12 protein-coding genes are annotated in these 14,451 nt (G+C 72.1%); 9 read left to right on the top strand and 3 right to left on the bottom strand.

Going from position 1 to position 14,451, the window contains the following annotated elements; genetic code table 11:
• From ACWD0F_RS50660 to ACWD0F_RS50690, 7 genes are all read left to right on the top strand, one after another.
• Positions 1-1,263 (top strand): RHS repeat-associated core domain-containing protein (locus ACWD0F_RS50660; RefSeq protein WP_449890126.1); only part of this gene is annotated, 1,263 nt, incomplete at its 5' end.
• A gap of 83 nt (positions 1,264-1,346) precedes the next feature.
• Positions 1,347-2,207, top strand: coding sequence for an LLM class F420-dependent oxidoreductase (locus ACWD0F_RS50665; RefSeq protein ID WP_449890127.1), 861 nt, complete (start codon positions 1,347-1,349; stop codon positions 2,205-2,207).
• Positions 2,208-2,288: 81 nt separating this feature from the next.
• Positions 2,289-3,791 carry a YHS domain-containing protein gene (locus ACWD0F_RS50670; protein ID WP_449890128.1) on the top strand — a complete coding sequence of 501 codons (1,503 nt, stop codon included), beginning with the start codon at positions 2,289-2,291 and terminating at the stop codon, positions 3,789-3,791.
• A 181-nt stretch (positions 3,792-3,972) separates the two neighbouring features.
• The gene (locus ACWD0F_RS50675) at positions 3,973-4,224 is read left to right on the top strand and encodes a toluene-4-monooxygenase system B family protein (RefSeq protein WP_449890129.1); all 252 of its coding nucleotides are present in this window, start codon (positions 3,973-3,975) and stop codon (positions 4,222-4,224) included.
• Positions 4,214-4,591 (top strand): Rieske 2Fe-2S domain-containing protein, encoded by a 378-nt coding sequence (locus ACWD0F_RS50680; protein WP_449890131.1) that lies wholly within the window; start codon positions 4,214-4,216, stop codon positions 4,589-4,591. Before ACWD0F_RS50675 ends, ACWD0F_RS50680 begins: the two co-directional genes overlap by 11 nt.
• A gap of 11 nt (positions 4,592-4,602) precedes the next feature.
• Positions 4,603-4,908, top strand: a complete 306-nt coding sequence (locus tag ACWD0F_RS50685; RefSeq protein WP_449890133.1) for an MmoB/DmpM family protein — start codon at positions 4,603-4,605, stop codon at positions 4,906-4,908.
• Between the two features lie 2 nt (positions 4,909-4,910).
• Entirely contained in the window at positions 4,911-5,930 is a 1,020-nt protein-coding gene (locus tag ACWD0F_RS50690; protein WP_449890135.1) for a hypothetical protein, read from the top strand.
• Positions 5,931-5,997: 67 nt separating this feature from the next.
• Here the strand turns inward: ACWD0F_RS50690 and ACWD0F_RS50695 are convergent, their stop codons facing one another.
• The 3 genes from ACWD0F_RS50695 to ACWD0F_RS50705 all read right to left on the bottom strand — a co-directional run bounded on the left by ACWD0F_RS50695 (position 5,998) and on the right by ACWD0F_RS50705 (position 11,067).
• A complete protein-coding gene (locus ACWD0F_RS50695) occupies positions 5,998-7,272 on the bottom strand; it encodes a glycosyltransferase (RefSeq protein WP_449890136.1) in 1,275 nt (424 codons plus the stop codon).
• A complete protein-coding gene (locus ACWD0F_RS50700; RefSeq protein WP_449890143.1) occupies positions 7,269-9,509 on the bottom strand; it encodes a glycoside hydrolase domain-containing protein in 2,241 nt (746 codons plus the stop codon). Before ACWD0F_RS50700 ends, ACWD0F_RS50695 begins: the two co-directional genes overlap by 4 nt.
• A 130-nt stretch (positions 9,510-9,639) precedes the next feature.
• Complete coding sequence (locus ACWD0F_RS50705) at positions 9,640-11,067, bottom strand: hypothetical protein (protein ID WP_449890138.1); 1,428 nt, start codon at positions 11,065-11,067, stop codon at positions 9,640-9,642.
• A 186-nt stretch (positions 11,068-11,253) separates the two neighbouring features.
• On the opposite strand from ACWD0F_RS50705, the gene ACWD0F_RS50710 reads away from it, so the two are divergent.
• Positions 11,254-12,960, top strand: a complete 1,707-nt coding sequence (locus ACWD0F_RS50710) for a SpoIIE family protein phosphatase (RefSeq protein ID WP_449890139.1) — start codon at positions 11,254-11,256, stop codon at positions 12,958-12,960.
• Entirely contained in the window at positions 12,957-13,991 is a 1,035-nt protein-coding gene (locus ACWD0F_RS50715; RefSeq protein ID WP_449890141.1) for a cobalamin B12-binding domain-containing protein, read from the top strand. The genes ACWD0F_RS50710 and ACWD0F_RS50715 overlap by 4 nt, the downstream gene beginning before the upstream one ends.
• Positions 13,992-14,451: the final 460 nt, after the last annotated feature.

Consider the following 14,451-nt stretch of genomic DNA (forward strand, 5'->3'; position numbering starts at 1 on the left):
GACGGCGACCGGCTGATCCGCAAGACGCCGACCGACTCCACCCTCTACATCGACGACATGGAGCTGCGTTTCGACTTCGCCAAGGACGCGGTCGAACAGACCCGCTACTACACCATCGGCGACCAGCCCATCGCGGTGCGCACGCCGGACAACCAGGTCTACCTCATGGCCAACGACCACCAGGGCACCGCGCAGGCCGCGGTGAACGCGAGCACCGGCGAGCTGGCCGTCCGCAGGACGACCCCGTTCGGTGAGAACCGGGGCTCGCCACCGGCGTTCTGGCCGGGGCAACGATCCTTCGTGGGCGGCACACAGGACACGACGACCGGGCTCGTGCACCTGGGCGCCCGCGAGTACGACCCGAAGAACGGCCGCTTCATCTCGGTGGACCCGGTCATCGACGATGTGGATCCGCAGCAGCTCAACGCCTACGCCTACGCCAACAACAGCCCCGTCACCATGAGCGACGCCGACGGGCAGTGGGTCTGGATCGTGGTCGCCATCGGCGTCCGGTACGGGGCGCGCTACCTCGCCAAGAAGGCGGCCCAGCGCGCGATCAGACGGGAGGCGATCCGCCGGGCCCGCGAGGCGGCCAGGAAGAAGATGCTCGCGGAGGCCAGGAAGCGCGCCGCGGAAGAGGCCAAGAAGCGGATCGCGGCGGAGGCCAAGAAACGAGCACTCGCCGAGGCGAAGAAGAAACGGCTGGCGGCGATCAGGAAGAAGGCCGCCGAGGCCATCAGGAAGGCGAAGGAGGCAGCGGCGAAACGACGGGCCGAGGCGGCGGCGAAGAGAGAGGCGCGGAAGGCGGCTCGCGAGGCGGCGGCCAAGCGGCGGATGAAACTCGCGTCGCTGGAGCGAACCCGGCGAGCCGGCCGGGTCCCCAGAGGAATCCAGGCTGCGCGCTCGCGCCCGGCGAGCCGGCCGACCAGCCATCGGGCGACGCAGCGGCAGTCGCCGCCGAAGACGAACCGGCAGCCGGCGCGGCCACGGCCGAGCTCGGTCTACCGCAACGACGGCTCCGTCCAGCCGACGCAGTCCTACACCGTCTACGGCAACGGCCGGATGTATCCGCAGGGCAGGCCCCCGTCGAGCCTGCCGCGCGGGGGCTCCGGCCAGGGTGAGCGGCAGATCTTCAGGCCGGAGAAGATCGAGGTCGAGACCAACTCGCGCAGGGGCGCGACGGCCGAACTCGGCGCCCGAGGCCAGAAGATCGCGGACAACTTCGTCGATCTGTTCGACATCTGGTTCGGTGGACTGGGCTGACCGCAGCTCGTTCCGCTGAGCACCGACCGGCGCGGGGCCCTCGTGGTCCCGCGCCGGCGGCGTCTCTGGATAGGTTGGGCGCCATGGATCTTTCTGGTGTGGGCGTGTGGAGTCACCATCTGCGGTTCGGCGACCAGGGCGAGGCCGCCGAGTCGGCCGCCGAGCTCGAAGAGCTGGGATTCAGCGCCCTGTGGGTGCCGGACGCCGGCGGGCCGGTCTTCGACGCCGTCGGCAACCTGCTGACCGCGACGAGCCGCGTCGTCGTGGCGACCGGCATCCTCAACCTGTGGATGCACGACCCGGCCGGCGTCGCCGCGTCGTTCGCGTCGGTGTCCGCCGCCCATGGCGACCGGTTCCTGATGGGCATCGGGGTGAGCCACGCCGTGGCGGTCGACGCGGGGGAGCCGGGCCGCTACCGCAAACCGCTGGCGGCGATGACGGCCTTCCTCGACGAGCTCGACCAGGCGGACACGCCGGTGCCGGTCGAGCGGCGGGTGCTCGCCGCGCTCGGCCCGAAGATGCTCGACCTCGCGGCGAAGCGGGCGCGCGGCGTCCACCCCTACCTGGTCACGCCCGAGCACACCCGGCTCGCGCGCGAGGCCGTCGGCGAAGGCCCGCTCGTGTTGCCGGAGCAGACCGTGATCCTGTGCTCGGACGTCGACGAGGCGCGCACGATCGGCACCGAGTGGCTGCGGGGCTATCTGGCCCTGCCCAACTACGCCAACAACCTGCTCCGCCTCGGGTTCTCGCCCGAAGATCTGGCCGAGGTCAGCGACCGGCTGTTCGACGCTGTGATCGCGTGGGGTGACGAAGCGGCGATCCAGCGCCGGGTGGACGAGCATCGGGCGGCCGGCGCCGATCACGTCTGCGTCCAGGTGCTCACCGCCGACCCGCGCGCCTTCCCGCGCGCGCAGTGGCGTCGCCTCGGCGCCGCACTCCACTGACCGCCCGCGCGCGAGCTGTTTACATTTCGCCGGAAGCATCTTATGAACAGATGAGGGTCCATCGGCGATGCGAGGACGGCCATGCCGAAGCTTTCGCGCAGCGACTGGTACGACCTGTCGCGCGACACCAACTGGACACTGCGCCACGTCACCGAGGAAGCCGTTTTCCCGGAGGAGCTGTCCGGCTCCCATCGCATCTCCAGCGCGGGATGGGAACGATGGGACGAGCCGTACAAGATCAGTTATCGGGAATACGTGCACAACCAGGTGACCAAGGACACCACGACCTACTCGCTGAAGAACACGGTGAGCCGCTCGAAGTTGTTCGACCGGCTCGACCCCGGCTGGAAGTCCGTGATCCTGGCGCATTACGGCGCCATCACCATGCCCGAATTCCTGGCCGCGATCGGCGAGGCCCGCATGGCCAGGTTCGGGCGGTCGGCCGCCTGGCGCAACACCGCGACCTTCGGCGCGCTCGACGAGATGCGGCACGGCCAGATCCAGGCGTTCTTCCCGTACGGGCTGCTGGACAAGGAGCCGCGCGGCGACTGGGCGCTGAAGGCGTTCCACACCGACAACTGGGTGGTGCTCGCCGCCCGGCACCTGTTCGACGACATGTTCGTCGCCAACGACGCGGTCTCCATCGCGCTGCAGCTCACCTTCGCCTTCGAGACGGGTTTCACGAACCTGCAGTTCCTCGGCATGGCCGCCGACGCGATGGACGTCGGGGACCTGGAGTTCGGCGCGCTCATCTCCAGCATCCAGACCGACGAGGCACGGCATTCCCAGCAGGGCGAGCCGACCATCAAGGTGCTCATCGACAACGGGCACAAAGAATGGGGCCAATTCCTCATCGACCACATGTTCTGGCGCTCGTGGCGGATATTCGCGGTGCTCACCGGGCTGTCCATGGACTACTACACGCCGCTGGAGAGCCGGCGGATGTCGTTCCAGGAATTCATCGAGGACTGGGTCGTCAAGCAGTTCGCCGAGCAGTTCCGCGACTTCGGCCTCGACCGTCCCTGGTACTGGGACCAGTTCATCAGCGAGCTCACCTGGTATCACCACGCCATCCACCTGGGCGTCTGGACCTACCGCCCGACCGTGTGGTGGAACCCCGACGCCGGCGTCTCCGCCGCGGAACGCCGCTGGCTGGAGGAGAAGTATCCGGGCTGGAACGACACGTTCGGCCGGAACTGGGACGTCATCCAGGACAACCTCCGCAACGGCAACGTCGCGGCGACGTTCCCGGAGACGCTGCCGATCATGTGCAACCTCTGCCAGATCCCCATCGTCCGGCCCGCCGGCGTCATGGTCGGCGCCCTCGACTCGGCCGCGCCGCTGCGGCACACCTACCGGGGGCGGACCTACCTGTTCTGCTCCGAGCCGTGCAAGTGGATCTTCACCTCCCGGCCGGAGCGGTTCGCCGGGCACAAGTCGCTCGTCGACCGGCTGCTGGCCGGCGACATCACGCCACCCGACCTGGGCGGCGTGCTGCGCTACATGGGGTTGTCCGAAGCCGAGCAGGGACGCGACGCCACCGACTACGCCTGGGCGCTCGGCCAGGACGGGCCCGGCGCGTAGGGCTCCGGGCCGACCAACAGGACGAGCGACGGGCCCGGCGCGCAGGCCCTGAGCCGACCAACAGGACGGGTCCGGCGCGCAGGCCCTGAGCCGACCAACAGGACGGGTCCGGCGCGCAGGCCCTGAGCCGACCAACAGGACGGGCCCGGCGCGCAGGCCCCGGGCCGACCAAGGAGACCGCATGGCGCTGCTGCCGCTGAGCGCGAGCTTCCGCGACGACGTCGCGGTGCTGCTCGTCCTCGTCGACGACCAGGACACCGCCGAGGTCGTCGGCCAGAAGATCGCCGCCCACGTGGCGGGCCGCCGGGCGCGGGCCCGCCCGGCGCCCGTCCGGGTGCGGTTCGAGGGCCGGATCCTGCCCGACGGGCAGCGCGTCGGCGAGGCGGGAGTGGGCCCGCTCGACTACGTGGAAGCGTTCTTCGATGAACGTTGACGCCTCCTTACGCTGGCTGCCCGCCGCCACCCTGGAAGAGTTGTGGGAGGGCGACATCGCCGAGGTCGAGGTGGGCGGCGACCCGGTGCTGCTGGCGCACCTGCCGGGCGGCGAACTGCGGGCCTACCAGGGGTTGTGCCCGCATTCGGAGTTTCCGCTGGCGTCGGGCGACCTCGACGGCGAGGTGCTCACCTGCGCGGCCCACGGATGGGAGTTCGATCTGACCACCGGCCAGGGGCGCAACCCGGACACCTGCCGGCTGTACGCCTTCCCCGTCCGGCTGGAGGGGGAGCGGATCGACGTCGCGGTGCCGGCCGACGGCCGGCGTCACCACAACCGATGCCGCGGGCAGCCGCGGGACCAGTGAGGAGCCCTCTCGTGGCGGACGACCTGAGGCGGCTGGTGGGCCCCGTGGTCCGGGGATTCGACCCGGACGTCGTGGACGCGCTGCTGACCGCGATCGAGATTGACAATCCCGACAAGGAGCTCGTCGTCGAGGACCACGGCGGCTATGTGCGCATCCACGCGCCGGTGCTGCTGCGGGTCACCCGCGCCAGCCTGGAGGAGGCCGCGGGGCACCCCTTCCCGCTGTCCGGCCTCGAACCGGCGATGGCGAGCTTCGCCGGCCGGATGCGATACGTGGGCGACGACGAACTCGTCTGGTACCTGACCAGGGAGGACTGACCATGGCGACGGCAGGCGACCCGCGCCGGCGGCGCACCTGGAGCCTGTTCGAGGGCGAGCGCCGCAGGCCCGACGAGTACGACATCGTCACCCGCGGCTTCCACTACCACTTCGGCCGGCGGCCGGCGCCCTTCGACCTCGACCCGGACAGCGCGATCAACCAGTGGTACCTGCGCCACCGGGAGGGCTCCCTCCTGCAGGCGCCCGACTGGGAGGGCTTCCGCGACCCCGGGCGGCTCAACTACCGGCGCTACATCGCCCTCCAGCACGACCGGGAGGTCTACGCGGAGGGCGTCGTCGACAGCTTCGAGGCCGACGACCACGACGAGCGTCTCGATCCGGCCTGGGTGGCGGTGCTCGCCCGCGCGTACCTGCCGGCCCGCTTCGCCCTCCACGTCCTGCAGATCACCAGCATGTACGTCGCCCAGCTCGGCCCCAGCGCGGCCATCACGAACGCGGCCCTGTTCCAGGGCGCCGACGAGCTGCGCGCCCTGCAGTGGATCGCCTACCGGGCCAAGTCGTTGTCCCTCACGCACGGGGCCGACCTGGCCGACGGCCGGACCGCGCGGGCGGTCTGGGAGGACGATCCGGCGTGGCAGCCGATCCGGGAGACCCTGGAGCGCATGCTGATCGCCTACGACTGGGGAGAGGCGTTCGTCGTCCTCAACCTCGTCGTCAAACCGGCCTTCGACGCCCTGGTCAAGGAGGGTTTCGCCGAGCTCGCCCAGGCCAACGGCGACGGCCTGACCGCCAGGCTGCTGCGGGACTCCGGCGCCGACAGCGTACGCAGCCAGGCTTGGAGCTCGGCGCTGGCGCGGTACGCGCTCGCCGCCCGCCCGGAGAACCTGAAGGCGGTCACGGAGTGGTGGCACACCTGGGCGCCGCGGGCCGCGCTGGGCGTCGAGGGCCTGGCGTCCGTGTTCGCCACGGCTCCGGTGCCCGCCGACCCCCGCGAGGTGGCCGCCGCCGTCACCACGGCCACCGAACGCCTGCGCTCCGCCGTCACGGCGGCCCCCGGCTGAGCCCCCGTCGGGGCCGGGCGGCTCCGACGGCAGGCTTCGGGGCCAGGCGGCTCCGATGGCGGCGGGGTCAGGCGGCTCCGACGGCGGGCGCGTCGTGCGGAAACAGGGCGTCGAACACCGCGGCCCGGTCGAAGCTCATCGCGCGGGCACGGGCGCGCCGCTCCAGCTCCTGCCGCTCGGCGCCGGGCATGTCCAGGACCACCCGGTCCACCGCCGCGGCCAGGCCGGCGACGTCACCCGGCTCGACGAAGACGGCGGTGTCGCCGACCGCCTCCACGGTCCCGCCCGTCCTGGTGGTGATGATCGGCCCGCCGCCGGCCAGCATCTTCTCGGCCAAGGCGATGCCGAACGTCTCGACGAAGTCGGGCTCGGGCTTGGTGGGCAGGGCGTAGGCGGCGCAACCCCGCATGAGCAGCGGCTTCTCCTGGTCGTCGACGTCGCTGAGGAGGACCACCCGATCGTCCGCCGCGGCCAGCGCCCGTACGTGCGCCAGCGCCGTCCCGGTCCCGGCGACGACCAGCTTCACCCGCGAGCGGCAGCGCGTCCGGCCGAAGGCGGCCAGCAGGTCGTAGATCCCCTTGGCCGGAGTCACCCGCGACAGGAACAGGACGTATCCGTCGCGCTCCAGGCCGCGCCGCGCGAGCGCGGCGTCGACCCGCGCCGGATCCAGGTCGAGGAAGGCGGCGGAGTCGATCGGCGGGTAGCTGACGGTCACCCGGCGCCGGCACTGCTCCGCGAAGCCGGTGCCGCAGGCCGCGTCGACCTGCTCGGCCGAAGCGATGATCTCCTCCCGGGTGTACTCCGACACCGCGACGACCTCGTCATTGGCCAGGAACGTGGTGAACAGCACGGTCGCCGCGCCGAACCGGCCGTCCCGCAGGCACGACTTGATCACGTTCGTCACGTCGGAGCCGACCGCCTTCGCGACGGTGTGGACGTTGGGCGCGAACCCGGCGGCGCGGGCGGACGCGACCGCCTCGACGACCACCGAGGTGTGCGGAGCGAGGTACATGGACAGGCACGTCGTGGGCACCGGCTCGGCGAGCAGCTCGACGAGCCGGCCGGTGAGGCCGGCCTGGTGGCGTCCGTCCGGCACCCGGTAGTCCCCGACCGCCTCCGGCCGCTCCACGGTGATCCCGGCGCTGTAGGGCAGCAGCCGGTCCAGCGGCTTGAGCGGCAGCCCGGCCGCCTGCAGCGCCGGAATCGGCCAGGTCAGCAGCCGTACGTCGGTGAAGCCGCGGGTCAGCGCCACCTCGGCGAGGTTGCGGGCCTCACCGGAGTGGCCGCAGATGACCGGGTCGGCCCTGACCACGATGACGAGACGGCGTAAGGGGTGGGTCATCGCGCTTCCTCCGGTGTCGCGGGCGGATGGGAAAGGGACGGCGGGCGGATCCCCCGTCCCCACGCCGACGGCTCCGGGCCCAGTCGCAGGTGCAACCGGCCGCCGCGGTGCACGGTGGCGGCGCTCAGGTGGGTCGCGTGCAGCGGCTCGCCGTTGAGGGTCGCCGACTGGACGTACTGCGCCGGCGGGTCGCGATCAAGGCCGTCGACGCCGATCGGCGTCTCGCGGTGCCCGCTGGTCTCGATGACGAACTCGTTGCCGCCGACCTGGAGCGCGGCCCGGTCGAACGCGGGCGCGTTGATCAGGAACAGGTTCTGGCCGGCGATGGGGAACAGGCCCAGGGACGCCCAGACGTACCACGAGCTCAGGCCGCCGGAGTCGTCGTTGCCGGGCAGCCCGCCGGGTCCGGTGCCGAACTGCCAGGTCAGCGCCGAGCTCACCACCTGGGCCGTGCGGTCGGGCCGGCCCGCGTAGTGGTAGGCCCACGGGGCCTCCATGTCGGGCTCGTTGTTCAGGCCCTCGAACCGGTTGAGGGCGTATCCGGCCGCCATCTCCGTCGCGTGCGGGCGCCGGCCCGGCTGCTTCACGGGGGCGGCGCCGTAGCCGAAGAACCGGTCCAGCTTGTCGATGAAGCCCTTGTCGCCGCCGGCCAGACCGATGCGCGCGGCCATGTCGTGCAGCAGCCGGAACGAGTAGTTCCACTTGCCGCCCTCGTAGAACTCCGAGTCGCGCAGCAAGCCCGTGTCCGGGTCGAAGGCGTTGGCCCACTGACGGCCGCGGTTCTCCAGATCGTCGGCCAGGCGCCGGTCGTTCAGCGCCCGGGCGACCTGCGCCGTGCAGTGGTGGCCGTAGGCGAGGTCGAGGGTGTGGGTGATCGGGTGCACCACTCCGTGCTCGAAGAAGTCCTCGCCGTACAGGCGATGCAGGTCGCCGACCATGTGCACGAGCGCCCAGTTCCAGTCCACCCTCGACCAGCCGAGGGCGTGGGCGTCGGCCAGCGCGGTGTGCGCCAGCGCGCTGGCCTGGCGGAAGAACCGGTCGGCGCCGCGCGTCATCCGGTAGCCGATGGGGAAGTTGCCCTCCTCCTCGCAGACCCGGATCAGCGACTCCAGCAGGTCCTCGGCCCGGTCCGGAACGATGGCGGCGAGCAGCGGGAGCTGGGTCTTGTAGATGTCCCACATGGTGCACACGTCGAACGCGAACGGCCCGGAGGTCGGCCAGAACGGGCTCTCGTCGTCGGCGAAGCACGGCTTGATCAGGGCGTGGTAGAGCGCCGTCGCGAACACGGTGCGGCGGGCCGGGGTGCCGCCCTCGACCTGGACCCGGTCGAGGTGGCCGCTCCAGCGCGCCCGGGTGCCGGCCCGCACCGCGTCGAACGCCGGCCGCCCCTGCCCGCACTCGCGCTCCAGGTTCTGCCGGGCCTGGTCGCAGCCGCGCAGCGAGAACCCCAGCCGCACCTCGATGGTCTGCCCCGCCACGGCCGGGCCCATGAAGAGCAGGCCGAACGGCCGCAGCGTGGTCTGCCGGATGTGGTCGAAGTCCAGGCGGGTGCCGCCGTCGATGAGCCGCCGGTCGTACCAGAGCATCTGCCGCCAGCCCGGGCTGTCGACGTCGAGGTAGACCGAGAGCGGGACGCCCTCCATCACCACCGTGCCCTGGGCGCGGCCGTGGCCCATGCTCTCCACCTGCGCCCGCACCGGCACGGTGCGGCCGAGCTCGGTGGCCAGGCCGCCGCAGGACAGGTCGACCACCACGCGGGCGCTGCTGTGCTCGGGGAAGGTGTAGCGATGCACGGCGACCTTGGTGCCGACGGTGACCTCGCAGCGCACCCCGGTGCCCAGGGTGGCCGCGTAGTAGCCCGCCTCCGCCACCTCGTCGCGCAGCGGCCACGCCTCGCCCAGCACGTCGAGCGGCTGCACCATCGGGGTGACCCGGACGTAGTTGTAATACTTGCGGATCGCGCCGGTGCCGGACTGCTGGAAATGGGTGAACCCGGACGCCTGGAGCCGCTCGAACATCTCCTCGGGAACACCTTCGGTGTTCTTCGTGTAGCGCCCGTAGCCCGTCGGGTAAGCGCCGGAGTAGGCGCAGGCCGACACCATGCCCAGCGGCGACGTGGCACCCGGATGGGTGTTGCCGACCTGGGGTTTCGGCCACCACCACGTGGCGGCAAGACCGCGCGGCCGAGGCAGGTCGGTGGTCGCGGTGCCGATGAAGGGGTCAACGTTGTCGAAGATGGCCGGACTCTATCCAGCGCGATCCCGTCGTTGGTTTCAGAAAGATGAACTCCTCTCTTCAGCGAGGAAAAGAATTTCTCACGGAATGGTTTCGGGCGCGCAGATGTCGTGAAATAGGATCGGGAAAAGGTCAGTACAGCCAGCGGTGGGCGCGGACCACCTCCGCCGCCTCGCGGTCGGCCGCCCATGCGGCGTCCGACTCGCGTACCGCGCGGAAGGCGCCGGTCAGCTCCTCGCCCAGCGCCGACCGGATGCGCTCGCCGGCCAGCAGCGCGCCGAGCTGCTCCTCGACCGTGGCGGGCAGCCGGTGGATGCCGCGCTCGTGGCGCTGCTCGTCGCTCCAGGTGCCGGGGTCCTCCTGCACGGGGGCGGGAGGCGTGAGGCCGTCCGCGATGCCGCCGAGGCCCGCCGCGATGACGGCGGTCAGCGCGAGGTACGGGTTCGCCGAGGCGTCCGACGGCTTCAGCTCGACGTTGGCGTGCGCGGCGCCCAGCAGCGGAGTCGCCGGTACGAGCCGCAGGGCCGCCTCCCGGTTCTCCACGCCCCAGAAGGTGTAGGCGCCCGACCAGTAACCGGGACGCACCCGCTGCAGCGAGCACTGGCTGGGCGCGGTGACGGCCACCACCGCGGGCAGGTCGCGCAGCAGGCCGGCCAGGTAGGCGCCGCCTTCGGCGGTCATGCCCTGCGGGCCGTCCCCGCCGGACAGGAGGTTCGCCCCGCCCCGTGACACCGAGGTGTGCAGGTGCCAGCCGTTGCCGACCTGGCCGAGGGTGACCAACGGGGCGAAGCTCGCGCGCAGGCCGTGGGCGCGGGCGGCCGCGTGCACGGTCTGCCGGGCCAGGAGCTGCCGGTCGGCGGCGGTGACCGGGTCGGCGGGGGCGATGCTGAGCTCGAACTGCCCCGGGCCGTACTCGCCGTGGAACTGGCCGATGGGCACGCCGTTGCGGCCGAGGTCGCGCAGCAGCCGCTCGGCGAAGGCGTCCACGGCCAGCATCTTGGCCGGGCCGTAGGAGGGCCCCTCATAGACGGGCCGCACCTCGTCGCCGTCGGCCTGATCCGCCCGGCTGAGATGGAACTCCAGCTCGTAGCCGGCCAGGAAGTCCAGCCCCTGCTCCGCGGCCCGGGACACCTGGCGTTCCAGCACGCCGCGCTGGTCGTACGGCCACGCGGAACCGTCGGCCGCCACCTGCCGCCCCGGCACCCAGGCGAAGCCGGGCTGGCCGGCCAGGCGCACGAGCCGGTCGGCGACCGGGATCAGCCGGATGTCGCCCGAGGGAGTGCCCAGCGGGGGATGCGTGAACGTGATGCCGTCGTGGGAGTCGAAGACCGCGAACAACGGCGTGACGCCGACCCCGCGCTCGGCCACCGCGTCGAACTGATCGATCGGCACCGTACGCGAACGGGGGATCCCGTTGTTGTCGGCCCAGACGATCGTGACGCCGACGACCCCCTCGCCGGCCGGATCGTCCATGCCGTCCCGCAGCGCGGCGGACGTTGCCACGTCGAACATCGTCATCCCCTCACCTTGCTCCGCCCAGCCGAACCTGTGCGTTCTCATGAGATCACGCTGGTCACAGCCCCGTCAGCCGACTTCCGAGAGCGGGCGGGCCGGTGGGGCGGGCGACGGACGGCCGCCGGGGAAAGGAGCGGATGAAAGGTACTGCAAAGAAGCGAAATGGCGTGAAGAGGGCCGCGGGCCCGTGCCTGTAGCGTGACGCATCCGAGGAGTCACCTGGGACGGGGCATGATCCGGATGGTGTGGGAGGACGCGCCGTACCCCATGCTGGCGGTGGACGCCGAGGGCGTCATCGAGCAGGCGAACGTGGCGGCCCGGTCGCTGCTCGCGGGCGCGGTCGCCGGCGCGCCGCTGCCGAGCGCCGCCCCCGCCTGGTTGTCCCAAGCCCACCACGAGCTCTACGCCGGGCACGAAGCCGGGCACGAAGCCGGGAGTGCTGCCGGGCACGACGGCGGGCGTGCGGCGGGGCGTGAAGCGCCGCGCGGGCCGGTCGGCGAGCGGATTTACCAGGCGCATCCCGTCCACGCCGACGGTGATCGTGTCATCTGGTGGCTCGTCGACGTCACCGGGTGCCAGCGGGACATCGAGGCACTGCGCCTGGAACGGGAATGGGCCGCGTTCATGGTCGAGGCGTCCGCCGAGCTGCTGTCCTCACTCAACCTCGACCGTTGCCTGGAGCGGACCGCGAGCCTGGCCGCCCGGCGCCTGGCCGACGCCGCGCTGGTCGTCATGCCGATGGCCGGCCGCAGGCATGTGATCGCCTACTGCGACCCGCGAGGCGAGGTGGTGTGCGAGAAGGCGGCCATCGACCCGCGTACGCTGCCCGGGCTCACCGAGGTGCTGCAGGGCTTTCCGCCGGGCCCCATCCGCTGGATCGACCCGGCCGAGGCCCCCGGCTGGGTGCTGCGCGAAGGGCTCGGCGAGGTCGGGTCCGTGGCGCTGATCGCCCTGCCGGGACACGGCCTGCCCGCGGGCGCGCTGGTGCTGCTGCGCCGCTCAGGCCGCGCCGGTCTGCCGGACGACGAGCAGGTGTTCCTGCGGCTGTTCGCCGCGTGGGCCGGTGAGGCCATCTCGGCCGCCCACCTGTACACCGAGCAGACGATCATCACCGAGACGCTGATGGCCGAGCTGCTGCCGCCGCCCACGCCACGGCTGGACGGCGTGGAGCTGGCGGCCCTCTACCGGCCCGCGGGCCCCAGCGAACGGGTCGGCGGTGACTTCTACGACGTGTATCCCGTCGCCGGCTCGGCCCGCGAGTCGCTGGTGGTGCTGGGCGACGTGTCGGGCAAGGGGCTGGAGGCCGCCGTGCTCACCGGGCGGATCCGCAACACGCTGCGGGCCCTGCTGCCGCTGGCCGACGACCACCATCACATGCTGGAGCTGCTGAACGGGGTGCTGCTCGCCGACGGCGGCTCGACGCGCTTCGTCACCCTCGTGCTGGCCTCGTTCGAGCGGCGTGGCACGCAGGTCGTGTTGCGGCTGACCAGCGCCGGGCACCCGCCGCCGCTGATCATGCGGAACGACGGCCGCGTCGAGGAGGCCGGCTCGGCCGGCACGCTGATCGGCATGCTGGAGGACATCACCAGCGTCACCGAGTCGGTGGTGCTGGAGCCCGGCGAGACGTGCCTGCTCTACAGCGACGGCATCATCGAGGCCAGGGGCGGCCCGCTCGGCGATGAGTTCTTCGGCGAGGAGCGGCTGGTGGAGCGGCTCCAGCAGTGCGCGGGCATGCCCCCGGAGGCGCTGGCGGAACGCGTTCAGATGCTGGCCTCCGAGTGGGTCGGCGGCGGCGAGCACGACGACATGGCGGTCGTCGCCATCACGGCCTCCGGGACCGCGCACGGCGAGCCGACAGCCTCCGGGAACGTCACGCAGGGCGGATCGACGGCCTCCAGCAATGTCGCGTACGGCGAATCGGAAGGGCGGCAGCCGTGAAGGACGGTATCGGAGAGCACGTCGAGACGTTGTGGGCGGCGGCGACGGCCGGTGACGAGCGCGCCGCCACGGACGCGGCGATGGCCGCCCTCGATGCCGGCGTCCCGATGGAGACCCTGCTGCTGGACGTCGTCGCCGTCGTGCAGGCACGCGTCGGCTGCGAGTGGGCGGCCAACCGGATCACGGTCGCCCAGGAGCACACCGCGACCGCCGTCAACGAGCGGGTGATCTCCGCCCTGGCCCGGCAGGACGCGCCCGAGCCGAGCAGGGGCCTGATCACGGTGGCCTGCATCGACGGGGAGTGGCACGCGTTCCCCGCGCGGCTGCTGGCCGAGGTCCTGCGGGTGCGCGGCTGGCACGTCGACTACCTGGGCGCACAGGTCTCCACGCAGCACCTGCTCGCCCACCTGCACCGCACGAACCCCGGCGCGGTGGCGCTGTCCAGCTCGCTCGCGATCCGGCTGCCCGCCGCGCACACGGCGATCACCGCGTGCCGGGCGACGGGCCTGCCGGTGCTGGTCGGCGGCGCCGCCTTCGGCCCGGACGGACGCTACGCCCGCCTGCTCGGCGCCGACGCCTGGGCGCCCGACGCGCGTGCCGCCGGCGACCTCCTGGCCGCCGGGCCGCTGCCGCGCCGGCCGGGCCAGTACGAGGACGGCCCGCCGCACCTGGCGGGCCAGGAGTACACCGAGCTGACCGCGTCCGCCGCCGACCTGGTGCGGGACATCATGGGAGCGCCGGCCGAGCGCACCCCCGAGACGCCGGCCCAGACCGAGCAGGGACTCGGGCACACCCCGGAGAACATCGCCTACATCGTCGACTACCTGCGGGCCGCCCTCTACGTCGACGATCCCGGGCTCTTCTCCTCCTTCGCCGGCTGGATGGCGGGCGTGTTCGCGGCGCGCGGCATCCCGGCCGCCGTCCTGCTCACCGCCCTGGAGGCGCTGGCAGGCCGGCTCACCGGCTACCCGCGAGCCCTCGCCATGCTCACCCAGGCGCGAGCCGAGGTCGCGAAACCCGGCCGCCTTTAAGCCCGGCAGGGCCGCCGTTCGTGGGTGGTGGCCAGCATGTTTCGGAAGATGTACGAAACTTTCATCACCTGATCTCCGGCCTGTCCCTCTGGACAAACTCCGGCCACCAGGTCGGACGCGAGTACGGCCCCTACGCACTGTTTCGACGGCGTTTCGTGAGGCGTTGACAAGGTGCGCAGTCGGGCCGATACTTTCGCCAACGCACCGATAGTTTCGCTCGTTCTCGCCAGGCCCGCGCTCCGTCTGCCTTCACGAGGAGGAAGCACGCACATGAACGGCGCCCCCACCCCCCACAGAAGACGCGGTCGCGTCAGGCTGCTCATCGGCCGAGCGTGCGCCGTGGCCGTCGCGGTGGTCGTGGCGTTGGGGGGGGGGCCCCCCCCCCCCCCCCCCCCCCCCCCGCGCCGGCCAACAACCCCCCCCCCCAACACCAAAAAAAAAAAACGAAGGACAGACCCCC

The sequence above is a fragment of the Nonomuraea sp. NPDC002799 genome (genome assembly GCF_053592075.1).

Excerpts from the sequence above, each read along its gene's own strand:
- ACWD0F_RS50695 (WP_449890136.1), bottom strand. The coding sequence starts at position 7,272 with ATGACCCACCCCTTACGCCGTCTCGTCATCGTGGTCAGGGCCGACCCG.
- ACWD0F_RS50680 (WP_449890131.1), top strand. The coding sequence starts at position 4,214 with ATGAACGTTGACGCCTCCTTACGCTGGCTGCCCGCCGCCACCCTGGAA.
- ACWD0F_RS50690 (WP_449890135.1), top strand. The coding sequence starts at position 4,911 with ATGGCGACGGCAGGCGACCCGCGCCGGCGGCGCACCTGGAGCCTGTTC.
- ACWD0F_RS50710 (WP_449890139.1), top strand. The coding sequence starts at position 11,254 with ATGATCCGGATGGTGTGGGAGGACGCGCCGTACCCCATGCTGGCGGTG.
- ACWD0F_RS50675 (WP_449890129.1), top strand. The coding sequence starts at position 3,973 with ATGGCGCTGCTGCCGCTGAGCGCGAGCTTCCGCGACGACGTCGCGGTG.
- ACWD0F_RS50670 (WP_449890128.1), top strand. The coding sequence starts at position 2,289 with ATGCCGAAGCTTTCGCGCAGCGACTGGTACGACCTGTCGCGCGACACC.
- ACWD0F_RS50705 (WP_449890138.1), bottom strand. The coding sequence starts at position 11,067 with ATGAGAACGCACAGGTTCGGCTGGGCGGAGCAAGGTGAGGGGATGACG.
- ACWD0F_RS50665 (WP_449890127.1), top strand. The coding sequence starts at position 1,347 with ATGGATCTTTCTGGTGTGGGCGTGTGGAGTCACCATCTGCGGTTCGGC.